Below are 21,920 nucleotides of genomic sequence, written 5' to 3' on the forward strand. Positions count from 1 at the left end.
ACGCGCACATCCCGACGCTCCTGCCCGGGTGTTGCGCCAGCCTCGTTCCCAACTCGCCGCGGCCACCCACACCGGCTACGGGCATTGCCTCATTTTTGCACGCTGATCGCTCGCGGCGGGAAAATGCAGCACTGCACACCGGCGCGCCAGCGAGTTGCCTAAGCCGTGCAAAGCTTTCCAATTGTTTAGGTTTCCCGATCGATAGTGCTGTTTACACTGGAACTTGGCGTGTATTATACAAGCGCCTTGGAACCCAATGATTGCCCCACAATTCGTAACTGAGGGCACAAGAGCCGACACGAGCCGATATGAAAAAAACACGGCCGATCCTCTGGATTCTGATCATCGCGGCCGTGGCCTCCGCGGGTTACTATGGTTGGCAGAAATTCGGCTCGTCGGATGCCGGAAAAACCCAGACGGCACAAAAAGGTCCGCCCCGCGCCCTCGCCGTTCCCGTGAGCGTTGCGCCGGTCCAGAAGGTCGATTTCCCGGTCTACCTGACCGGTCTCGGCACGGTTCAGGGTTTCAACACCGTCCAGGTCCGGCCCCGGGTTGACGGCCAGATCGACAGGATCGCCTTCACCGAAGGCCAGATCGTCAAAGAGGGCGAGCTTCTGGTCTCGATCGATCCCCGCCCCTATCAAGCCGCGCTCGACCAGGCCAAGGCCAAGAAGGCGCAGGACGAGGCAAATCTGGCGAACGCCAATCTCGAGCTCCAGCGCGCCATGAAGCTCGGCGAATTCGCCACCGCGCAGCGGGTTGACACCCAGCGCTCCACTGTCGCCCAGCTAACCGCCCAGATCGCCGCCGACGACGCCGCGATCTCCAATGCCCAGACCCAGCTCGACTACACCCAGATCAAGGCGCCGATCGCCGGCGTCGCCGGCCTGCGCCAGGTCGACGTCGGCAACATCGTCAACGCCTCGACGCAGACGGGTATCGTCACGATCTCGCAGGTCGAGCCGATCTCGGTGATCTTCACCGCGCCGGAAGATCAGCTCGCCTATATCAGCGAGGGCCAGAAGGCCGGGGCACTCAAGGTGATCGCGTTCACCACCGACGGCAAGAAGACGCTGGCCGAGGGCAAGCTCGCGGTCATCAACAACCAGGTCGACACGACCAGCGGGACGATCCGGCTCAAGGCGGTGTTCGACAACAAGGACCACACGCTGTGGCCGGGACAGTCGGTCTCGACGCGGCTTCTGGTGCGGACGCTGAAGGACGCGACGGTGGTCCCGGATGACGCGGTCCAGCATTCGACCAACGGCCTTTACGCCTATACCGTCAATCAGGACAACAAGGCCGAAGTGCACAAGGTCAAGGTCAGCTACGCGATCGACGGACGTTCGGTCGTCGACGAAGGCCTCGCGCCGGGGCAGCAGGTGATCACCGGCGGCCAGTTCAAGGTGCAGCCCGGAAGCCTCGTCTCGACGGCGGTGGCGAGTTCGGATCCGGCCCAGAACAAGGTTCGACAGGAATGAACGCGGGCGGGATTTCGGCACCTTTCATCCGTTATCCCATCGGCACCTCGCTGCTGATGGCGGGCATTCTCTTTGTCGGTCTCGTCGCCTATCCCCTGCTCCCGGTCGCGCCGCTGCCGCAGGTGGACTTTCCGACCATCCAGATCACCGCCAACCTGCCGGGCGGCAGCCCCGAAACCATGGCCTCGTCGGTGGCGCAGCCGCTGGAGCGCCAGTTCGCCCAGATCCCCGGCATCGCCCAGATGACCTCGACGAGCTATCTGGGCACCGCGTCGATCACCATCCAGTTCGACCTCAACCGCAGCATCGACGGCGCGGCCAATGACGTGCAGGGCGCCATCAACGCCGCCAGTGGCCAACTGCCGAAGAATCTTCCCTCGCCGCCGACCTATCGCAAGGTCAACCCGGCCGACGCGCCGATCCTGCTGCTGTCGGCGACCTCGGAGACGCTGCCTCTGACCAGCGTCAGTGACGCAGTCGACGCCCAGCTCGCCCAACAGATCAGCCAGCTCTCCGGCGTCGCGCAGGTGTTCATCGGCGGCCAGCAGAAGCCGTCCATCCGCATTCAGGTCGATCCGGCGAAACTCGTCGCCAAGGGCCTATCGATGGAGGACGTGCGCAGCCAGATCGCGATCACCACGGTCGACAGCCCCAAGGGCAATATCGACGGCGACAAGCGCGCCTACACGATCTACGCCAACGATCAGCTCACCCAGTCCAAGGACTGGAACGACGTCATCATCGCCTATCGCAACGGCGGTCCGTTGCGGATCCGCGACATCGGCCAGGCGGTCAGCGGCGCCGAAGACGCCAAGCAGGCGGCCTGGGCCAACGGCAAGCGCGGCGTGTTCCTGGTGATATTCAAGCAGCCGGGCGCCAACGTCATCGAGACCGTCGACAAGATCAAGGCGACCTTGCCCCGCCTCGTGGCGGCGATTCCGCCCGCGATCAAGATCGAGCTCATCAGCGACCGCACCACGACCATCCGCGCCGCAGTCGAGGACGTGCAGTTCACACTGCTGCTGACCATCGCCCTGGTGGTCATGGTCATCTTCATCTTCCTGCGCAGCTTCTGGGCGACCGTCATTCCCACCATCACGGTTCCACTGGCGCTATTGGGCGCGTGCGCCCTGATGTGGGTCGTCGGCTATTCACTCGACAATCTGTCGCTGATGGCACTCACGATCGCAGTCGGATTTGTTGTCGACGACGCCATCGTGATGCTCGAGAACATCACCCGGTACATCGAGGAAGGCGAATCGCCGATGGCCGCCGCCTTCAAGGGTTCGAAGGAAATCGGCTTTACGATCGTCTCGATCAGCATCTCGCTGGTCGCGGTGCTGATCCCGCTGCTGCTGATGGGCGGCATCATCGGCCGTCTGTTCCGCGAGTTCGCCGTCGTGCTGGCGATGACCATCTTCGTCTCGATGTTCGTGTCGCTGACGCTGACGCCGATGATGGCCTCGCGCTTCCTGCGCGCCCATGGCGAGGTGACCCACGGCAAGTTCTACCAATGGAGCGAGCGCGCCTTTGACGGGATGCTGCGGGGCTACGAATACATCCTCGATCATGCCCTGGCCTGGCGCCGTACCACGCTCACGATCTTCTTCGCCACGCTTGGCCTGTCGATCTACCTGTTCGTCCTGATCCCGAAGGGCTTCTTCCCGCAGCAGGATGTCGGCCTCATCACGGCGACCTCCGAAGCCTCGCAGGACATCTCGTTCAAGGAGATGGTGAGACGCCAGGAGCAACTGGGCAAGATCATCCTGGCCGATCCCGACGTTGCCAGCGTTGCCATGTCGATCGGCGGCAGCGGCCGCGCCGGCAACAACGGCAACCTGTTCATCACGCTGAAACCTCGCAACCAGCGCGAGGCATCGGCCCAGCAGATCATCGCGCGACTGCGTCCGCAGTTCGACAAGGTCGAAGGCGCCCGCCTCTACATGCAGGCGGCCCAGGACGTCCGGCTCGGCGGCCGGCCGACCCGCACGCAGTTCGAGTTCACCCTGCAGGATGCCGATCTCGGCGAGCTCAACGACTGGGCACCGAAGATCCTCGCCAAGATGCAGACGCTGCCGGAGCTGCGCGACGTCGCGACCGACCAGCAGACGCAGGGCACCACGGTCCAGCTCAAGATCAACCGCGACACCGCCTCACGCTACGGCATCCAGCCGCAGCTGATCGACGACACGCTGTACGACGCCTTCGGACAGCGCCAGGTCACGCAGTATTTCACCCAGCTCAACACCTACAAGGTGATCCTCGAGATCCTGCCGGAGATGCAGGGCAGTCTCGAGAGCCTGAACAAGCTCTATCTGAAATCGCCTTTGACCGGCGACCAGGTGCCGCTGTCGACCTTCGCGACCTGGACCACCGATCCGGTCCGCCCGCTCTCGATCAGCCACCAGGGCCAGTTCCCGGCGATCACCATCAGCTTCAACCTCGCCCAGGGCGTCGCGCTCGGCCAGGCCACCGAAGCCGTGCAGAAGGCGATGGCCGATCTCGGCGCGCCGCCGACGCTGAACTCGAGCTTCCAAGGCACTGCGCAGGCATTCCAGCAGTCGCTCGGCACCGTGCCGCTGCTGATCCTCGCCGCGCTCGTCGTGGTCTATCTGATCCTCGGCATCCTCTACGAGAGCTACATCCATCCGATCACGATCCTGTCGACCCTGCCCTCGGCCGGCGTCGGTGCGCTCCTGATCCTGATGGCGTCCGGTTTCGACTTCAGCCTCATTGCATTGATCGGAATCATCCTCCTGATCGGCATCGTGAAGAAGAACGGCATCATGATGGTCGACTTCGCCATCGCCGCGGAACGCGACGAGCACAAGACGCCGGCGGAATCGATCCGCCAGGCTGCGCTGCTGCGCTTCCGCCCGATCATGATGACGACGATGGCGGCGCTGCTCGGCGGCGTGCCGCTGATGCTCGGCCACGGCACCGGCGCCGAGATCCGCCAGCCGCTCGGCTACGCCATGGTCGGCGGGCTGATCGTCAGCCAGGCGCTGACGCTGTTCACCACCCCGGTGGTCTATCTCTATCTCGACGAGCTCAACAATTGGTTCTCGGGCTGGGGCCGTTCGGATGACGGCGAAGGCCACGAGGCACCCGCGCGCGGCACCGTCAAGCAGGCCGCCGAGTAAGCTTGCGCCGCCGCTCCCGCGACGCTACAGCGAGGCTTCCGGTTCACGCCAACGCAGTCTCGCCATGCCCATGCAATCCAGACTTGTCGCCCTTGCCGCCGGCCTCCTGTTGTCGACCGGTGCCGCGTATGCCCAGCAGAGCGCCAAGAAGAACGCGGCTCCTGCCCCGGCCGCACAGCCCGCGCCGGCGCCGACACAGCCGCAGGCTGACGGCGCGCAGCAGGCCGGCTGGGTCGTGCGCTGCACCAGCGTCAGCCGCGATTCGCCGCTCGAATGCGCGATGGAGCAGAACGCGGTGCTGACCAAGACCGGCCAGACCATCGTCCTGATCAACATCCGCATCGCGCCCGACACGCGCACGCCGGTGGCACTGCTGCAACTGCCGCTTGGCCTCAACCTTCCGATCGGCGCCAAGCTCCAGGTCGACGAGGGCAAGACGGTCGACCTCCAGATCCAGACCTGCGAGAACCGCGGCTGCTACGCCTCGACGCCGATCGCGGCGGACTTGCTCGCAGCCTTGCGGTCGGGCAAGCAGCTCAAGGTCTCCTTCCAGAACATGGCCAAGGAGACGATCGCGATCCCGATGCCGCTGGGCGATTTCGCGGCCGCCTACGACAAGATCAAGTAACGGGACGTTTCGCCCCTACTGCCGCGCCATCTGCGCGTTGCCGACGGCATCACCGTCGAGCTCCTGGTCGTTGTGCATGGTGACGGTGACGCGCAGCAGCCGGCCCTCGAACTCGAACGGCGCTTCGTAATGCGACACCGGGCTGCCGCGGTCGCGGCCGATGTCGAGGCCGGACCACGAGATCAGCGTGTGGAAGCCGAGCTGGGTCTGGAGCGTGCCCGCCGGCTCGCCGTCGATCAGCAGCGTGTATTCGGTAACGCCGGTGCGCGAGCCCTTGGCCGGCGGCTCCTTGCGCAGGAGGCGCTCGACGTGCACACCGAGCCGCCGCGCACCTGACGGCACCTTGCGGTTCGAGTGCACGACCTGGTGGCTGCCGCCGATGTTGAGGTCGTGCACGAGATGGCCGTCCTTGATGTAGAGGCTGTAGCCCGACGTCGCATCGCCATGCGCGATCAGCACGCCGTTGGCGCCCGCCTCGTCGATCTCGACATGCGCCTCGATCGTGTAGCTGCGGCTGCGCACGTCGGGCGCGACGTCGGTCGGCACGTGGCCCATTCCATGATGGAAGACGAAATGGTGACGCGCACCGTGGAAGCGCGCGGCGTTCTCCGCAAAGCGCGGCCCGAAACGGTCGTCGAGCGGCAGCACGTTGTGCTTCTCCGCCTCCTCCCACCAAGTCGCGATCATGCGGCCGAGACGCTCCGGCTCCTTGGTGGCGAGATCATTCGTCTCGGAGAAATCCTGATCCAGATGGAACAGCTCCCATCTGTCGTTCTCGAACGGCGTGCCGGGCGGATGGAAGGCGACCGCCTTCCACCCCGCCTGCCAGAGGCCGCGATGGCCGAACATCTCGAAATATTGCGGCGAGCTTTTTGAGGGCGCGGACGCGTCCGTGATCGAGCGCGCAAAGCTCTCGCCTTCGAGCGGCATCTGCCGGCAGCCCGCGATCGTCGGCGGCGACTCGATGCCGATCAATTCCAGCAGCGTCGGCGTGAGGTCGCAGGCGTGCACGAACTGGTGCCGCAGTTCGCCTTTGCCTGCGATCTTCTTCGGCCAGTTGATGACGAAGGGATCGCGGATGCCGCCGCCATGCGTGTTCTGTTTGTAGCGGCGCAGCGGCGTGTTCGACGCCATCGCCCAGCCATGCGGGAAATTGCTGTGGGTGTCGGGCCCACCGATGTCGTCGATGCGGGCGAGCTTCTCCGCGATTGGCTCCGGCTTGAAGTTGAACGGCCCCATCGCGTTGACGAAACCGAGCGGCCCGCCCTCCTGGCTCGCGCCATTGTCGGACATCACGATGATGACAGTGTTGTCGCGGATGCCGGCCGTCTCGAGAAACGCAACGAGCCGGGCAAGATGCCGATCGGAATGGTCGAGCATGCCGGCGAAGGCTGCTTGCAGGCGCGTGAAGACGCGGCGCTCGTCCGCGGTATGCTCCTCCCAGGCCTTCACGCCGTCGTTGCGCGCGGGCATCCGCGTTGCCGCCGGCACGAGGCCCATCGCCCTCTGGCGCGCCAGCCGCTGCTCCCGTTCGACGTCCCAGCCGTGCGCGAAGGCCGCGTCGTAGCTCCTGATGATATCGGCGGGCGCCTGATGCGGCGCATGGCAGGCGCCCAGCGCGACCCAGGTGAGCCAGGGAATATCCGGCCGGTCGGCGACGTGATCGCCGATGAAGCGGATCGACTGGTCGATCAGGTCCTCGGTCAGGTGATACCCGTCGGCATAGGTGCCCGGCGGATCAATGTGCGTGTTGTCCGAGACGAGCTCGGGCGCATACTGGTCGGTCTCGGCATCGAGGAAGCCGTAGAAACGATCAAAACCACGCCCGAGCGGCCAGCCGTCGAACGGGCCGGTGGCGCCGCTCTCGGTCAGCGGGGTGACGTGCCACTTGCCGACCATGTAGTTGCGATAGCCGTGCACCCGCAGCATCTCGGCGAGCGTCCCCGCCTCGCGCGCGATCTTGCCGCGATAGCCGGGATAGCCGGAATCGAAATTGGCAAGGCACCCGACGCCGACCGAATGGTGGTTGCGCCCGGTGAGCAGCGCCGCACGCGTCGTCGAGCACATCGCCGTGGTGTGGAAACCGCTGTAGCGCAGGCCCTCCGCGGCGAGCTTATCGATGGCCGGCGTCTTGATGGACGATCCGTAGCAGCCGAAATCGGAGAAGCCGACATCGTCGAACAGCACGATGAGGATGTTCGGCGCGCCCTCTGGCGGCCTCTGTGCCTGCGGCCACCAGGGTTTTGACTCCGCAACCGTCTTGCCGACGGTGCCGCGGAACGGCGTGCCGCTGCCTGCGCTCATCTGCTTCTCCCTGCTTGTTGCGTGAACCGGACGGTTGACCCGCGGTCTGACCACGCTTAAATTATAATCAGAATTATGATTATGATTTGAAACGGATGCAAGCGCGGATGCGAGCACGTTCAGAAGAGCCCGGATTTCGCGATTTCGACCTGCCGGGCGTCGCCCCGTCGCGCCAGAAGCGCAGCCGGGAGACGACGCTGGCGCTGCTGCGCGCCGGCGCCGACATGCTGCGGGCGCGCAGCCTTGCCGAACTCTCGATCGAGGCGCTCTGCGCCGAGGTCGGCGTCACCGTCGGCGCCTTCTACAGCCGCTTCGAGAGCAAGGAGGCCTACTTCAACGCCCTGATGGCGCTGGCCACGCGCGACGGCGAGCAGCGGCTGGGCGAGATCAGGCGCCCGTCACCCGACACCGGCCTCGACAAGCTCTGCCATGTCATTGTCGGCGGCATCATCGCCTGGATGCGCAACCATGAGGGCGTGCTGCGCGCAGCGCTTCAGCATGACGACACCCGCCCGGACAAATGGACGCCGTTCAAGGCGCTCGCCCAAGCCACCACGATGCGCGCCACCCCTCTCCTGCTGCCAGCCATGGGCAAGGGAATGGGCAAGGGGCGCAAGGCCGCCAAGACCCGCACGATCGCCTTCGGCTTCCAGGTCGTGCTGGGCACGCTGGTGAACGCGATCCTCAACGATCCCGGACCGCTGTCGCTTTCGTCGAAAGAGATGGAGAGGCGGCTCGCCGGTTGCCTGTTGCTGCTGCTTCAGGCGGAGATGGGTCACCCGACACCGAGATAGGCCTTCTGCACCTGCGGGTCCTCGGCGAGCGCGGCCGCGGTGCCCGACAGCACGCTTCTGCCGACCTGGAGCACGGACAGCGGACCCGGATTTCGCCTACGCTCCATCCGGGCCACGAGCCTCCCTGCTCGACCTCACTCAACTGATAACATCGCTCGCGCGCAGCAGCGTCGTGAAGCCGCCATAGATCATGCGCTTGCCGTCGAACGGCATGCCGTCCAATTTCAGCCGAGGGTCCGCCATCACCTTCTTGTTGACCGCATCGCGTGTCTCCCGATCCCGATAGACGATCCAGGAGAACACCACGAGCTCATCATCCTTCGCCATCACCGCGCGCGGAAACGATGTCAGCTCGCCATAGGGAACGTCGTCGCCGATGCATTCGACATAATCGAGCGCGCCGTGCTCCATCCAGACTGCGCAGGCCGTCTTCGCCAGCGCCTTGTAGGCCTCGATCTTGTCCTTCGGCACGGCCAGCACGAAACCATCGACATAGGGCATCACGGATCTCCTTGGGTTGTGTGTCCCAAGGACGATGGAGCGCACCGCGATCCGACGCCGCGGATGCGCTTTCAGATGAGGCAAACCGTCGCGAGCGGCGGCACGGCGAGCGGGGCTTCGCAAATGGCGCGGCCGCGGGGCGGGTCAATCATGGCTTGGGAAAAGCGCCTGAACTGGCTGGGGAACCTGGATTCGAACCAAGACAAACAGAGTCAGAGTCTGTTGTGCTACCGTTACACCATTCCCCACCGAAGCACTTGATATTACAAGTCTTTCTTCGGAAGTTTTTGCAAGCCGGAGCAAAAGTTTTGCAAATCGGCGGCGCGCTGGCGCTCATATAGCCGCCTCGGCGTTCGCGGTCCAGCCCCTCTGTGACTATCGCGGCTTGTTCGCCTTGCGTTCTCGTCCTATGACTCGGCGCCATGCCCGCCGCCCGCATCGTCAAGCCGCCACCGCTTTCCGGCGGCGATCGCAAATACTACGCCCGTGAGATCCGCAAGGCGGAGGTCACCTTCCGCACAACGTCTCGAGGACGCGCGACGACTCACGCAGCCGCGCGATCCGCAGGTCGCGCTCATGCGTAACTTCTGTACGGCAGTCCGTGCCAGCGAAGAAGCGCCGGCCGGATTTGATCGGCCTGCGTCAGGCCGGCGATCCGCAACCCGCCGCACCATCTCGCCGCACCAAGAAGGCCTGCTGACGATGTGCAATCTCTAGAGCGTCACCGCCAGCCAGGCGGCGAACAGCGCGCTGTTTCGCGTCGTCAATCGCTACGTCGGCAACCTGCCGGCGATGCCTTCGGCCTTCCAGGACAATCCGGCGCCCGTGGTGCGTGCCGCCGACAACGGCGAGCGCGAGCGTGCCTTGATGCGCCGGGCATGCCGTCGCCGCCGAGCATCAAGGGGCCCCCCGTCACCAACGAGCGTAACACGACGTCGCCACACTGGCGTCGCTGGTTGAAGCCGGAGAGCCGTTGCCTAGTGCCGGCGAACAGCTTCTCCGAATACGCGCCGGAGCCGAACCCGGAAACGGGCAAGGCAGCGAGTTCGGCACCGGCATCAAATATGCTGTGGAGAACGACTGCCTTGAGTTACATGAGCGCGGGCCGTATGACCGGATACTTGCTGACGCTCCATAAAGCACGAAGCCGCCGCGCAGATCAAAATGTTCAGCCTCGATCGAACGAAGAACGATACTTCCACATTGCTGGATCTCCTCCGCGCGCTCGCCGCCCAAATGGTTTGCGTCGGGCACACTTGGAATTTGACTTTCACGTTCTTCGGCGGGGCTACGCAGACGCTAATCCCCGATATCGGCGTTCTTCTGTTTTTCGTGCTGTCCGGCTTCGTCATCGCATTCACGCTCCACGAGCGAACCAAAGCTGATGATTATTCCCTGCTGAACTATGCCGTCGAGCGCTTCGCCCGCATATACTCCGCATACGCGCCGGCGCTGATCTTGATCGCCGTACTGGACTATTCCGCCTGGGCGCTCGGAGTTGAGCGGTTTCGACTCGACAGCGCGGCAAGCTTTTTGAAGAACTTGGTGATGCTGCAGGGTTATCCTGGTAGGTGGGGCGGAGACACATTCGGCTCAGCCGGCCAGCTCAGCACGCTCGCCATCGAATTTCACATCTACTTCTTCGTCGGCGGCCTGTTCTTCTTCTGCAAAGGTCGCGACCAGATCGCTGGCCTCGTGCTGGCAATCGCAACCGCCACCGTTCCACTGTTCCATTTTGCTGAGAGGCCGGACGCGTCCCACGGCCTCTTCGTGCTCTGGTTGCTGGGCTTCGGCGGGTACTTCGTCGCGATCAATATGAGGATCGATCGGCTGGTGACAGTCGCCTGCGCCATACTCTCTATCCTGTTGTTCTGGAAGTGGCGCGGCTCTCATGTGCGCGGCGACGAGTACGCGCTAGCTGCACAACCCTATTTTGCGCTGTTTTTTGTGAGTCTTGCGATCGCAGCGCAGGGCCAAAACTGGCTCCGAAGATTTCAATCAATCGTCGGGTTCTTCGCAGGTTATTCCTATAGCCTGTTCTTAATCCACTTCACGATAGTGAAGATCGTCGTTTGGCACTTGACGTCGCCGCTCTGGGTGAGATTCGTGCTGGCGATCCTCATCTCAAATTTCGTCGCTTGGCTCTTCGCCATGGTCACCGAAGCCCGACACAAACAACTCGCTCGCTGGATACTGCGGAGAATGGCTTCGTTTCGAACCGTAACCGCTCGCCCCTGAAGACGACGGCAATCCGCCAGTAACGCTGTCGGAGGGCTTGGAGGTTAGTGGAGCCAGCACATTCCCCACTTGGCCCCCTCAATCATCACCTCGATGAGCCGATCATGCGGCTCTTCGGAATGCCAATAATGAAACGTCCGGTAGAGAACAAATTACAGGACGGCGCCTGAGGCTATCCCTAAAATTGGCAATTCTCAGTCTCATCGGCTTCGCGGCGCGCTCTAACGGCTTGCCCGAGGGCCGGAAATTGGTTGACTGAACGTCTTGCGTCAATAGAGATCGAGAAATCTCACAATCCAACGTAGCAGCTGAACGGCTGGTGAATGCCCCATTCAATAAGCGTTGCATATCATAGGCGTAATCTGCCTATTGGAACCCGTATCCACGCCCTTCGTTGAAGATCAATCAAGAGGAGAGAACAGTGTTTATTCGTGCTGCAATTCTGGCGCTGGCAATCCTAGGATCAGTCTCATCGGCCATGGCTCAGTTTCCAGGCTCGCCGAGTGGCGGGTGTCCGCACGGCTATGATTTCAACTACTCCAATGGGCGCTGTTATCCTAACGAATACAAAGCGCCAGGTACCTATGCCCGACCGCAGCCGGACTATCAAGGCTATAGAGCCTATGGGTACGGATCCTGCCCCGATGGGTACGACTTCAACTATGACAACGGACGCTGCTATCCAAATTGGAGGCGCGCGCCTGGGCGATACCGCTACTGATCTGGCCACAACTCTGACACCGACCATAGGCTTTGGCGTTCAGCTTGGCGCCAAAGGTCGCGCGACGTATCCGAGGAGATCGCGCGCGAGCTGGAGCGCCGCATCAACGACGAGGGCTGCGATATTCCGGAGGCGCTGCGCGATTTCATCGAAAGCCAGCTGGGCCGCGCGATCGGCGTGCAACTGGCGCTGCCGCTGCGAATCGCCGGCCGTGGCTAAGTGCACGGCCTGTGACGATCTCGGCTGGGTATGCGAGAACCACCCGGACTGCCCATGGGACGGCCCGCGCGCATGCGGTTGCGGCGGCGCCGGCGCACCCTGCCCGGCCTGCAACATCCCGGCCGACGGCGACGCGCCGCGAATGCCGGACGGCTTCCGCGTGGAGGTCGATCGCGCTGTTTCTCGCGTGCGCGGTACAGCTTGGCCGGCGACACGCGCCGGCCAAGCCTTGGAGTGAACGCCTGCCCCCTACTCCAGCTTGATGTTCGCGGCCTCGATCACCTTCTTCCAGCGCGCCGTTTCTGCGGTGATGTAGGCTGCGAACGGCTCCGAATCCACCGCGACCGCAGCCGCGCCGAGCTCGGCCATCCTCTGCACCGTGTCCGGCTGCTGCATGAAGGCGCGGATCTCGGCCGAGAGCTTTTCGACGATCGGCTTCGGCGTGCCCGCAGGGACGAGGAAGCCGTGCCAGGCGACCGCCTCGAAGCCCGGTAGGAATTCGGCGACGGCCGGGACTTCCGGATCGAACGCGGCGCGCTTCGGCGTTGCTGTCGCAAGCATCGCGAGCTGGCCGGTCTTCACCTGCGGCAGCAGCAGCGGCACGTTGTCGAAGGCGAGATCGATCTGACCGCTGAGGAGATCGGTCAGCATCTGGCTGGAGCCCTTGTAAGGCACGTGCACCATCTTCGTGCCGGTCATCTGCTGAAACAGCTCGCCGGCCAGATGCTGCGAAGTACCGACGCCGGCCGAGCCGAACGAGACCTTGTCCGGATTCGCCTTCAGATAGGCGATTAGCTCCGGCACGGTGCGCGCCTTGATCTTGTTGGGGTTCACGACGAGAACGTTGGGCACGACGCTGATCTGGGCGACCGGCACCAGATCCTTGTCCGGCTGGTAGCTGAGCTTCGGCCCATAGAGCGAGGGGTTGATGGCGAGCGCCGACGTGCTGGCAAGCCCGAGCGTGATGCCGTCAGGCGCCGATTTCGCCAGCCGTGTCACGCCGAGGATCGAGCCGGCGCCGCCGACATTCTCCACCACGAAGGGCTTGCCGAGCTTGACCTGCAAATGGTTGGAGACCATGCGCGCGAAGATGTCAGCGGTGCCGCCGGCGGCGAAGGGAACGATCACCGTCACCTGCTTGGACGGATAGCCGTCCTGCGCCTTCGCCGGCGACGTCGCCAGCAGCATCACCGAGGCAAGAACAAGCCACATCGATCTCATCGAAGTTTCCTCTGTTTTCACTGTGTTATTGATTGGCCGCCGCGCGCGGCGGGTGTTTTAGAACGCGACCTCATACATCCCGTGGATCGCATCCCGGCCGAGATCGCGCGGGTTGTTGTCGAGCAGGCGGCGAATGGCGTGCGCCTCGTCGGCCATCACCCCGAGGTCGTCCTTGGGCACGCCGAGCGCGGACAGCCGCATCTCGATCCCGAGATCCCTGCAGAACTCGTAAGTCGCGTCGAACGCGCGTTTCGCATCGCCCTGCTCCGGCAGTCCGAGCGCCTGGAGCACTGCGCGCGTCTTCGCCTCGACCGCCGGCATGTTGAAGGCCAGCGTGTGCGGGAAGATCACCGCGCAGGCGAGCCCGTGCGCGACATGATGGCGCGTGCCAAGCGGATAGGCCACCGCATGGCCGGCGGTGGTGTTCACCGGTCCAAGGCAGTAGCCACCATAGAGCGAAGCCAGGGCAAGACCGGCGCGCGCCTCGCGGTCGCCGCCGTCGGCCACCGCGCGCTTGAGATAGCGCCCGACCAGCCGCGCTCCCTCGAGCGCATAGAGATCGATCGTCGGATGCGCCTTGCGGCTGGTATAGGCCTCGACGCAATGCGCGAGCGCATCGACGCCGGTGGCCGCGGTGACCTCCTTCGGCACGGTCATCGTCAAGTCCGGATCGACGATGGCGATGTCGGCGAGCATGAAGCGGCTCTGCACCGCCTGCTTGTTCTGGCTGACGGGATCGGTGACGAGCGCGCGGGTGCCGGCCTCGCTGCCGGTGCCCGACGTGGTCGGAATCTGCATCAGCGCCACGCTGCGGCCGGCCACCTTCTCCGGCCCGACGATGTCGGCAAAGGCCACGTCGGAAGTGCAGAGCACCGCGACCAGCTTGGCGAGATCCATCGCGCTGCCGCCGCCGAAGCCGACCACGAGATCGGGCTTGGCCTCGCGCGCCATCGCCACCGCCTTCTCGAGATTGGGCAGGTCCGGCTCGGGCTTGACGTCGCCGAACACCTTCACCGCCCCCGGCAACGCCAGCATGTCGATGCGGCGCGCATTGAACGCATCGGAAATCACGAGCGGCCGCCTGGCGCCGATCCGCTCGGCGAAGCGCGCCGCAGCCGCGATCGTGCCGTTGCCGAATTCCAGGATGGTCGGACGTTGGATTTCGATAGGCGTGAAAGCGTTGGTCATCGTGTGGCCGATCTCATGATTTGGATGCGGAGGCGCCAGCGGCCAGCCGTTCGGCATAGTCGATGGCTTCGATCAGGCTGTGCTCGTTGGCGATGCCCTTGCCGGCAATGTCGAAGGCGGTGCCATGATCGACGGAGGTGCGGATGATCGGCAGGCCCAGCGTGATGTTGACGCCGGAGAGCTCCTGCCAGCGGCCGGTCGCGGGATCGACCTGGAAGCCGAGCAGCTTGACGGGAATGTGCCCCTGGTCGTGATACATCGCGACCGCCGCGTCGAACTGGCCCGCGCGCAGCTTGACGAAGATGGTGTCGCCGGGCACGGGGCCGACGACGTCGAGGCCGTCAGCGACCGCTTTGGCGATCGTCGGCGCCGACACGTCGATATCCTGCCGGCCGAACAGGCCGCCCTCGCCCGCATGTGGATTGAGCGCGGCGACCGCGATCTTCGGCTTGGCAATGCCGAGCCGGCGCAGCGCATCGTTGGTGAGGTCGACCACCATGCGCAACCGCTCCGGCGTCAGACGCTTCGGCACGTCTTCCAGCGCGACATGGGTTGAAACATGGCTGACGCGCATGTTGCCATGGGCGAGCAGCATCACCGAGCCGCGCACGCCGGTCAGATGGGCCAGCATCTCGGTATGGCCGGGGAAATGATAGCCGGCCTTGTTGAGGGCCTCCTTGTTGAGGGGGGCCGTGACGATGGCCGCGGTCCGGCCCGCCTGCGTCAGACGCACGCCCTGCTCGATCGCCTTGTAGGCGAAGCGGCCGCCATCGGCGCTGAGCACGCCCGGCTTGATCGGGTCGCCCTCGGTGTCGGCCTGCAGGTAGCAGAGGTTGGGCCATTCGCGATCGTCCGCCGACACCTGCGGGATGGCAACGTCGGTGCCGAGCGCGGCCTTCGCACCGTCCAGCGCCGCGCCGCTGCCGATGATCAGCAGGCGCAGATCGCCCGTCGCGATCCGGTCCTTCAGCCCGAGGCAGGCCTTGACGATGATCTCCGGCCCGATCCCGGCCGGATCGCCCATGGTGATGGCAAGATGACGAGAGGTCATGTCGGACTCTCCATTCTGAGCAGATGATTATCCCGGAGCAGATCACGCCAGAGATCGCGGGTTCCGAACGCTCCGGACTTCGAGACGACGTCAACGCCGGCCCAGCGCCCGCCTTGCAGCACTGAACGCGGCAGTCCCGGCACGATGCGTCCTGTCACCTGAAGGGCATGCGCGCCAAGGGCAATGCATGCGGCCTTCAGGGTCTCGCCGCCGGCGACGATCAACGTGCCGGGTCGATCGAGCGCCGCGATCAGCGCCGTCATTTCGCGCGCGATCCGCCGCGCCGCCTCGGCGCGCGTCAGGCCTTCGGCGAGAGAGAATTTGACCAATGCGATTCCGTCACCGGCCAGCTTGCGCTGGACACGCGTCGCGCCCTCACCTTCCGCAAGCGCGATGGTTGCCTCGCCGCATGCGGCGAGCTGCGACGCCGTGGCAGCCTGGTCCGAGCCGAACAATCCCAGCACCGGCAGCTTCAACTGGCTCGGCGCGTCGGCACGATGGCTGCGGGCGAGCGCCCCGGCCAAGCCGCCGCTTCCGCACCACAGCACGGGCCCCGGCATGCGCCGTCCCATCTCCACCACACGATCGAGATCGATGTCGCTCTCGGCATCGAAGACCTGAACGCCGGCCTGCGCCAGCGTGTCGGCCTGCCCCTGCCGCGCCTCGATGCCCTCGAGCTGCAATTGGGCGAGGAGATTGTCGCCAACGCGATGCCAGTCGCCTTGCACCGTGCGCGCGAATTGCTGGCCATCGACGGTCCGGCGTCCCTGATAGTCGAAGGCGGGCGCGACCACGCAAGATGCCCAATGGCCGCTGCGCAGGCAGGCGCCGAGCTCTGCCGCCCATGCGCCACGCAGGAGGCTATCGACCTTCTTGTAGCCGATCGTCGCCCCGTGGAGCTGCGGCGCCAGCCGCCCGACGATCTCGACGCTCTCGGCCTTGGAGCGCTCCCGCGTGCCGCTGTCGATTGCGAGGCTCCGGGCGCCCTGCGTCGCGGGCGCTTCCGGCCAGGTAACGTCGAACGATCCGCACAGGCCGACGAACTCCGCCGCGGTGTCGAGCGCACCGGTGAGGTCGTCGGCAAGCAGGCGGACACTCGTCATCGGCGCACGCCTCCTGCGGCGAAAATCTTGCCCGGATTCATCAGGCCATTCGGATCGAGCAGATGCTTGATATCGCGCATCAGCTCGATGTCGAGCGGATCGGCGACGCGGGCGAGCCGGCCGCGATTGGTGATCCCGATACCGTGCTCGGCGCTGATGGCCCCACCTTGCGCCGCGGTCTCGTCGTCGACGATCTCGTTGATCTCGGCCACCAGCTCGGCCGTCGCATCCGGGTCCTGGCAATGCGCGCGATCGATCAGTGCCACGACATGGATGTTGCCGTCGCCGATATGGCCGTGCATGACGACGTTCGCATGCGGCACGGCGGCCTTGATCCGGGCCTCGACATTGTTGACGAAGGCCGCCTGGCGCTCCAGCGGCACGACGCTGTCATGCGACACCACGTAACCGCTGCGCTTGTTGCCTTCGGACACGCTGTGCCGGACCGCCCAGATCGCCTTCGCCTGCGCCAGGTTGGAGGCGAATATGGCGTCTTCGGCAAGCCCCGCCTCCATCGCCTCGGCAAGCACCGCGGCCAGCGGCTCGCTCAGGTCCACGCCTGCGAGCGTGTCGGTCAGCTCGACGATCAGATACCACGGCGTCGTCAGCTCGAAGGAGATCGTGACATGCGGCACCGTCTTCGCGATCGCCTCGATCTGCGACCGCGACATGATCTCGAGGCTGCCGAGCCGGTCGCCGACGGCACCGCGCAGGCGCTGCATGATCTCGAGCGCCTGCTCGACGCCCTGCAACTTCAATAGCGCCAAAGCCGAGCTGCGCGGCGGCGCGAACAGTTTCAGCACCGCCGCGGTGACGATGCCGAGCGTTCCTTCGGCGCCGATGAAGAGCTGCTTGAGCGCGTAACCCGTGTTGTCCTTGCGCAGCGCGCGCAGGCCGTTGAAGACACGCCCGTCGGGCAGCACGACCTCCAGCCCGAGCACGAGATCGCGCGTCGGCCCGTAGCGCAGCACGGCCGTGCCGCCGGCATTGGTCGAGATGTTGCCGCCGATCTGGCAAGAGCCCTCGGCACCGAGGCTCAGGGGAAAATAGCGATCGACGTCCCGGGCCGCGTTCTGCACCTCGGCGAGGATGCAGCCGGCCTCCACGGTGATCGTGTTGGCGAGCGGGCTGACGTCGCGCACGGCCCGCATGCGGTCGAGCCGGATCACGACATTGCCCGCGCGATCGTCCGGCGTCGCCGCCCCGCACATGCCGGTGCTGCCGCCCTGCGGCACGATCGCGAGCCGCCTTGCCGCGCAGAACTTGACGACGGAGGCGACCTCGGCGGTCGAGCCGGGCTTCACCACCGCCACCGCGCGGCCGTGATAGCGCCCGCGCCAGTCCACCACATAGGGCTCCTGGTCGGGCCCGGACGCGATGACGTACTTGTCGCCGACGATATCAGCGAGCCCGGCCAACGCACCCTGGAAAGAATCGGACATCGGATCGCCTCGTCGCCCGCGCCAAGTCTAGACGGCGGCGGCAGCGAATGCAGCAGCATCCGCGAGCAGTTCTTTCACTTGAGCCGGCGGCAGCGACTCCAGCGGCGGCCGCAGCCGCTGCCATCCGGCGTGACCGGTGCGCTCGGCCACCAGCGCCTTCAGCGATGCCATCTGCGGGAACCGCGAGACCAGCTCGCGCGCCTTCACGATGCGCGCCTGCGCCGCCTTGAGGGCCGGATCGTCATCGCCGTCGCGAAAGTGCTTGTAGACGTAGGCAAGACTGCGCGCGACGAGGTTGGACGTCGCGGTAATGCAGCCCGCGCCGCCCTTGCGCAGCAACGGCAGCATCAACGGGTCCGCGCCACCCAGGACCGCGAACCCGGGGAAGCGCTCCACCATTGCGGTCATGTTGGCGAAATCGCCGGACGAATCCTTGATGCCGGTGAAGACGGCCGGATAGGCCTTGCGCAGCCGTTCGATCAGCGCATGCGAGATCGGCTGCGCCGACATCTGCGGATAGTGGTAGAGCACGACTTTCAGGCGCGCATCACCGATGCGCTGCACCACTTCGCTGTAAGAGGCGTAGACGCCGTCATCGCTGACGTTCTTGTAGTAGAACGGCGGCAGCATCACCACGGTGTCGACGCCGACCGAAAGCGCGTGACGCGTCAGCGCGATGGTCTCGGTGAGCGCGGCAACGCCGGTGCCGGGCAGAAGCCGCTGCGGCGCGATGCCGGCGGCCACCACGGCTTCAAGCAGCGCGGTGCGCTCGGCCGCTGAGAAGGAGTTTGCCTCGCCGGTCGTGCCGAGCAGCGCGATGCCGTTGCAGCCCTCATCCAGAAGGTAGCGGCAATGCTCCACGAAACGCGCGTGATCGGGCGCGAGCTCGGCGTCGAGCGGGGTCAGCGCGGCGGAGAACACGCCATGAGGGTGCAGCGATGATGTCGACAAAACTTCCTCCGATCGCCAAATCGATATTGTTCGGAATGCGAACATTTGTTATTTACTGATGCTGTCAGTAAGATCAGCGCGCCCCTGCGTCAAGGGTGATGCTGTCATGACGGGGGCATTCGAGCATGGCCAAGGTCCAGAAGAAGGCCGCGAAGCGCAAACCTGAAGCTAGCCCAAAGAATCCCAAGAATTATGTCGCTTCCGTTGGGAAGGCCTTCGCCGTGCTCAGGAGTTTCAGCAGCGAGGCCTTCGAGCTCACCTTAAGTGAAGTCGCCGCACGCGCCGATCTCGATCGCGGGACCGCGTTCCGGCTGATCCAGACCCTGATCGAGCTCGGCTATCTCCAGCCGGTTCCGCAAAACCGCCGGTTCCGCCTCGGGCTCGCCTGTCTCGACCTCGGCTACACCGTGCTGTCGCACGGATCGCTGCGAGCCATCGTCGAGCCGCTGCTGCGCGACCTCGTGCCTGACGTGGGCGATGCGGCCTCGCTCGGCATCCTCGACGGCGGCGACGTGATCTATCTCGCGCGCGTCGGCGCCGGCCTCGACCGCCACAAGATGGATCGCCGGCCGGGTTCGCGCATTCCCGCCTACAGCGCCGCGCTCGGCCATGTCATGCTGGCGCATCTGCCGCGGGACGAGCAGATCGAGCGACTGGAAGCGCGCCCTCGCGTCAAGCTGTCGGAGCGAACGCTGACCGATCTCGACGCCCTGCTCGCCCGGCTCGACCTGGTGAAGAAGAAGGGCCACGCCGTCTCCGACGGCGAGAACGCCTATGGCTTGCGGACGCTGGCCACGCCGATCTTCGACGCCCAGGGTGTCGTGATCGGGGGATTGAGCGTCACCATCGACGCGATGCGCATGGACATGCCGGCCTTTCGCGACCAGGCGCTGCCGCGACTGACGCAGTTGACGCGCCAGGTGCAGGATATCGCGATCAAGTCGGGATTGTCGGGCTGAGGGCGGCGGACTAGACGACGATGTGATCGAAGTCGGCGGCGATCCGGCTGTTCGGGAAGATCCTTGCCGCCTCGGCCAGGATCTCTTCGTCCTCGTAGCGTCCCGACATATGGGTCAGCACGAGCTGTCCGACATTGTTCGCGGCCGCAAAGGCGGCTGCTTCTGCTGCGGTAAGGTGGCCGTAGTCCCGCGCGATCGACGCGTCGCGATCGAGAAACGTCGCCTCGATCACCAGCATGTCGGCGTCGGCGACATATTGCGACAGCCCCTCGGTGGTCTCGGTGTCGCCGATCACGACGAGCTTCCTGCCGCCGGTCGCCGGCCCCAAAACGTCCTCCGGATCGATCGTCCGGCCGTCTTCGATCACCACCGGCCGGCCTTGAGCCAATTCGCCGCGCAAGGGACCGTCGGGCACACCGAGCGAGGTGAGGCGATCGGACAGAAGGTGACGGCGCGCGGGGCTTTGGAATACGAAGCCAAAGCTGTCGGTGTCGCGATGGCGGACCGGAAAGCAGTCGATGGTGAAGCCGCCGGCATCGATGACCTGTCCTTCGCTCAGCGCTGCGAACTCCACGGGGATCGGCGCCCTGCCCGCGCCCCACAGGCCCGCCAGCATCCGGATGACGATGTCGAGTGTGCCCGGGCCGCCATGAATGGTCATCACATCGGAGGATTGCCGCAAGCCCAGCGTCGAGAAGAGACCGGGGATGCCGAGCACGTGATCGAGATGAGCGTGCGTCAGCAGGATGCGGTCGAGCCGCCGGAAGCCGGCGCCACTGCGCAGCAACTGACGCTGCGTGCCCTCGCCGCAATCGATCAGGATGCGCTTGCCCGCGGCCTCCACCAGGAGGGCCGGATGGTTGCGTTCCGCCGAGGGAACGCTGGCCGAGGTCCCGAGAAATGTCAGGGCGAACATGCTCGTCAGTGTCCAGAGACCGCCGCTCTCCCCGACAGCACCGGAGCGGCGCGCAAGGTGGACGGTCTCACCGCCCCAAATGCCACGCGAGCAGCAGCGCGTACAGGCCCATCGACGCGGCGTAGAGCGCGCCAAGCAGTGCGTAGCCCGCGATCTGGCGACCGAGCGCCGCCTTCGGCGTCACCCACCAGTCCAACGCCCTGAAGGCGGCCGGCACCAGCCACCAGCCGAGCAGCTGGGTGCTGACGAGATTGCCGACGAAGAGCGACAGCCAGACCGGCACGCCGTGGCTGTCGATCAAGGGCGCGCTGACGAAATAGCCCCAGAGGTAGACCACGGGATAGAGCACCAGGAGGACGATGAGGTTGCTCTTCCAGATCAACGCAGGCCCCTGCTCCGGAGCCTGCGTCTTGCCGGCCGGGAACCAGAAATTGAAGCCGTAGCTCGCCCGCTTCACGTTCATGCCCGCGTTGAAGCGCGCGCCCTCCCTAAGCAGGGTCTGCCGCAACGGCGAGTCGAGCCATGCGCTGAGGTTGGCATCGCTATCGAATGACAGGATGACGATCCACTCATCGTGCAGGCCCGGAATCGGCCGCTCGATCTTGTGCCGCAAAAATCCTTTGAACTCGGCTTCCGCGGCCTGGATGCGCTGCTGCCAGGTGAGGAAAGCGTCCTCCAAACCTGCCGGCACCTTGAAGGAGATCACGGCGGAGACCGCGCTGTCGCGCTGCACTCCGGTGTCGGGCAGGATATGGACGTCCTCCGAACCAACGAAGAAGCGTTGTATCTCCGCAATCAGCTTCGCCCGCACCTCGCTCTGAAGCCAGGCGCGCGCCGCCGCCGGACTCGCGAAGCGCACGATCGTCACCCAGTCCACATGCGCCGGCGGCTGCGGCGGTACCACCTCCTGGCTGAGAAAGCCGGGCCAGGTCTTGAGCACCTCGCCGACCTCGCCGTTCCACCGCGCAAACGCCGCAAAGCCGTCGTCGGCGATGCGGCGCTGGATGACGAGGGCGACCGGCTGGCCGGCCGTATCGGGTGATCCGTTCATCGCGTCCGC

General features: G+C 65.2%; 17 protein-coding genes, 1 tRNA gene and 1 pseudogene. 7 read left to right on the forward strand and 12 right to left on the reverse strand.

All coding sequences use genetic code 11. The features are described from left to right. The first annotated feature begins 308 nt into the window (after window positions 1-308). The 3 genes from ACVWW6_RS32675 (at window position 309) to ACVWW6_RS32685 (ending at window position 5,252) form a co-directional block, all read left to right on the forward strand. Window positions 309-1,481 carry an efflux RND transporter periplasmic adaptor subunit gene (locus ACVWW6_RS32675; RefSeq protein WP_456682097.1) on the forward strand — a complete coding sequence of 391 codons (1,173 nt, stop codon included), beginning with the start codon at window positions 309-311 and terminating at the stop codon, window positions 1,479-1,481. Continuing rightward, window positions 1,478-4,624 (forward strand): multidrug efflux RND transporter permease subunit, encoded by a 3,147-nt coding sequence (locus tag ACVWW6_RS32680; RefSeq protein WP_011086679.1) that lies wholly within the window; start codon window positions 1,478-1,480, stop codon window positions 4,622-4,624. The genes ACVWW6_RS32675 and ACVWW6_RS32680 overlap by 4 nt, the downstream gene beginning before the upstream one ends. Before the next feature lie 64 nt (window positions 4,625-4,688). Beyond that, window positions 4,689-5,252 carry an invasion associated locus B family protein gene (locus ACVWW6_RS32685; RefSeq protein WP_456682098.1) on the forward strand — a complete coding sequence of 188 codons (564 nt, stop codon included), beginning with the start codon at window positions 4,689-4,691 and terminating at the stop codon, window positions 5,250-5,252. Window positions 5,253-5,267: 15 nt separating this feature from the next. Here ACVWW6_RS32685 and ACVWW6_RS32690 read toward each other — a convergent pair whose 3' ends face one another. Further along, window positions 5,268-7,556, reverse strand: coding sequence for an arylsulfatase (locus ACVWW6_RS32690; protein ID WP_456682099.1), 2,289 nt, complete (start codon window positions 7,554-7,556; stop codon window positions 5,268-5,270). A gap of 107 nt (window positions 7,557-7,663) precedes the next feature. Between ACVWW6_RS32690 and ACVWW6_RS32695 the strand changes: the two genes are divergently transcribed. Then, a complete protein-coding gene (locus ACVWW6_RS32695; protein ID WP_039185093.1) occupies window positions 7,664-8,350 on the forward strand; it encodes a TetR/AcrR family transcriptional regulator in 687 nt (228 codons plus the stop codon). Here the strand turns inward: ACVWW6_RS32695 and ACVWW6_RS32700 are convergent. The 3 genes from ACVWW6_RS32700 to ACVWW6_RS32710 all read right to left on the reverse strand — a co-directional run bounded on the left by ACVWW6_RS32700 (window position 8,332) and on the right by ACVWW6_RS32710 (window position 9,099). Continuing rightward, entirely contained in the window at window positions 8,332-8,457 is a 126-nt protein-coding gene (locus ACVWW6_RS32700; protein ID WP_236842238.1) for an ABC transporter ATP-binding protein C-terminal domain-containing protein, read from the reverse strand. The two genes, ACVWW6_RS32695 and ACVWW6_RS32700, sit on opposite strands and share 19 nt — an antisense overlap. Window positions 8,458-8,488: 31 nt before the next feature. Continuing rightward, entirely contained in the window at window positions 8,489-8,851 is a 363-nt protein-coding gene (locus tag ACVWW6_RS32705; protein WP_456682100.1) for a DUF1428 domain-containing protein, read from the reverse strand. Between the two features lie 174 nt (window positions 8,852-9,025). Continuing rightward, window positions 9,026-9,099 (reverse strand) — tRNA-Gln (locus tag ACVWW6_RS32710). A 502-nt stretch (window positions 9,100-9,601) separates the two neighbouring features. Between ACVWW6_RS32710 and ACVWW6_RS32715 the strand changes: the two are divergent. Together ACVWW6_RS32715 and ACVWW6_RS32720 are read left to right on the forward strand one after the other, a co-directional pair. After that, window positions 9,602-9,888 (forward strand): annotated as a pseudogene (locus ACVWW6_RS32715) (SOS response-associated peptidase); the annotation flags it as partial. A gap of 127 nt (window positions 9,889-10,015) precedes the next feature. Then, on the forward strand, window positions 10,016-11,089 hold the full coding sequence (locus ACVWW6_RS32720; RefSeq protein ID WP_011086669.1) for an acyltransferase family protein: 1,074 nt from the start codon (window positions 10,016-10,018) through the stop codon (window positions 11,087-11,089). Window positions 11,090-12,278: 1,189 nt separating this feature from the next. Here ACVWW6_RS32720 and ACVWW6_RS32725 read toward each other — a convergent pair. From ACVWW6_RS32725 to ACVWW6_RS32750, 6 genes are read right to left on the reverse strand one after another with little or no spacing between them, the layout of a single operon-like run. Further along, the gene (locus ACVWW6_RS32725) at window positions 12,279-13,250 is read right to left on the reverse strand and encodes a Bug family tripartite tricarboxylate transporter substrate binding protein (protein WP_456682101.1); all 972 of its coding nucleotides are present in this window, start codon (window positions 13,248-13,250) and stop codon (window positions 12,279-12,281) included. Between the two features lie 57 nt (window positions 13,251-13,307). Next, on the reverse strand, window positions 13,308-14,438 hold the full coding sequence (locus tag ACVWW6_RS32730) for an iron-containing alcohol dehydrogenase (RefSeq protein ID WP_456682102.1): 1,131 nt from the start codon (window positions 14,436-14,438) through the stop codon (window positions 13,308-13,310). Window positions 14,439-14,451: 13 nt separating this feature from the next. Beyond that, on the reverse strand, window positions 14,452-15,489 hold the full coding sequence (gene pdxA, locus ACVWW6_RS32735) for a 4-hydroxythreonine-4-phosphate dehydrogenase PdxA (protein ID WP_456682103.1): 1,038 nt from the start codon (window positions 15,487-15,489) through the stop codon (window positions 14,452-14,454). After that, window positions 15,486-16,592: a four-carbon acid sugar kinase family protein gene (locus tag ACVWW6_RS32740; protein ID WP_456682104.1), complete on the reverse strand. Its 1,107-nt coding sequence runs from the start codon at window positions 16,590-16,592 to the stop codon at window positions 15,486-15,488. Before ACVWW6_RS32740 ends, pdxA begins: the two co-directional genes overlap by 4 nt. Next, the gene (locus ACVWW6_RS32745) at window positions 16,589-18,034 is read right to left on the reverse strand and encodes an FAD-binding oxidoreductase (protein WP_456682105.1); all 1,446 of its coding nucleotides are present in this window, start codon (window positions 18,032-18,034) and stop codon (window positions 16,589-16,591) included. The genes ACVWW6_RS32740 and ACVWW6_RS32745 overlap by 4 nt, the downstream gene beginning before the upstream one ends. Window positions 18,035-18,061: 27 nt before the next feature. Further along, a complete protein-coding gene (locus ACVWW6_RS32750) occupies window positions 18,062-18,985 on the reverse strand; it encodes a dihydrodipicolinate synthase family protein (protein WP_456682106.1) in 924 nt (307 codons plus the stop codon). 125 nt (window positions 18,986-19,110) lie between these two features. Here ACVWW6_RS32750 and ACVWW6_RS32755 point away from each other — a divergent pair, with 125 nt between their 5' ends. After that, window positions 19,111-19,944, forward strand: a complete 834-nt coding sequence (locus ACVWW6_RS32755) for an IclR family transcriptional regulator (RefSeq protein ID WP_456682107.1) — start codon at window positions 19,111-19,113, stop codon at window positions 19,942-19,944. A gap of 10 nt (window positions 19,945-19,954) precedes the next feature. Here ACVWW6_RS32755 and rnz read toward each other — a convergent pair whose 3' ends face one another. Next, on the reverse strand, window positions 19,955-20,860 hold the full coding sequence (rnz, locus tag ACVWW6_RS32760; protein WP_456682108.1) for a ribonuclease Z: 906 nt from the start codon (window positions 20,858-20,860) through the stop codon (window positions 19,955-19,957). 67 nt (window positions 20,861-20,927) lie between these two features. Beyond that, the gene (locus ACVWW6_RS32765; protein WP_271556528.1) at window positions 20,928-21,911 is read right to left on the reverse strand and encodes an antibiotic biosynthesis monooxygenase; all 984 of its coding nucleotides are present in this window, start codon (window positions 21,909-21,911) and stop codon (window positions 20,928-20,930) included. Between the last annotated feature and the right edge of the window lie 9 nt (window positions 21,912-21,920).

It is taken from the genome of Bradyrhizobium sp. USDA 3311 (genome assembly GCF_054062495.1).

Coding starts and splice junctions, on each gene's coding strand:
- ACVWW6_RS32675 (WP_456682097.1), top strand. CDS start 309: ATGAAAAAAACACGGCCGATCCTCTGGATTCTGATCATCGCGGCCGTG.
- ACVWW6_RS32680 (WP_011086679.1), top strand. CDS start 1,478: ATGAACGCGGGCGGGATTTCGGCACCTTTCATCCGTTATCCCATCGGC.
- ACVWW6_RS32685 (WP_456682098.1), top strand. CDS start 4,689: ATGCCCATGCAATCCAGACTTGTCGCCCTTGCCGCCGGCCTCCTGTTG.
- ACVWW6_RS32690 (WP_456682099.1), bottom strand. CDS start 7,556: ATGAGCGCAGGCAGCGGCACGCCGTTCCGCGGCACCGTCGGCAAGACG.
- ACVWW6_RS32695 (WP_039185093.1), top strand. CDS start 7,664: ATGCGAGCACGTTCAGAAGAGCCCGGATTTCGCGATTTCGACCTGCCG.
- ACVWW6_RS32700 (WP_236842238.1), bottom strand. CDS start 8,457: ATGGAGCGTAGGCGAAATCCGGGTCCGCTGTCCGTGCTCCAGGTCGGC.
- ACVWW6_RS32705 (WP_456682100.1), bottom strand. CDS start 8,851: ATGCCCTATGTCGATGGTTTCGTGCTGGCCGTGCCGAAGGACAAGATC.
- ACVWW6_RS32720 (WP_011086669.1), top strand. CDS start 10,016: ATGTTCAGCCTCGATCGAACGAAGAACGATACTTCCACATTGCTGGAT.
- ACVWW6_RS32725 (WP_456682101.1), bottom strand. CDS start 13,250: ATGAGATCGATGTGGCTTGTTCTTGCCTCGGTGATGCTGCTGGCGACG.
- ACVWW6_RS32730 (WP_456682102.1), bottom strand. CDS start 14,438: ATGACCAACGCTTTCACGCCTATCGAAATCCAACGTCCGACCATCCTG.
- pdxA (WP_456682103.1), bottom strand. CDS start 15,489: ATGACCTCTCGTCATCTTGCCATCACCATGGGCGATCCGGCCGGGATC.
- ACVWW6_RS32740 (WP_456682104.1), bottom strand. CDS start 16,592: ATGACGAGTGTCCGCCTGCTTGCCGACGACCTCACCGGTGCGCTCGAC.
- ACVWW6_RS32745 (WP_456682105.1), bottom strand. CDS start 18,034: ATGTCCGATTCTTTCCAGGGTGCGTTGGCCGGGCTCGCTGATATCGTC.
- ACVWW6_RS32755 (WP_456682107.1), top strand. CDS start 19,111: ATGGCCAAGGTCCAGAAGAAGGCCGCGAAGCGCAAACCTGAAGCTAGC.
- rnz (WP_456682108.1), bottom strand. CDS start 20,860: ATGTTCGCCCTGACATTTCTCGGGACCTCGGCCAGCGTTCCCTCGGCG.
- ACVWW6_RS32765 (WP_271556528.1), bottom strand. CDS start 21,911: ATGAACGGATCACCCGATACGGCCGGCCAGCCGGTCGCCCTCGTCATC.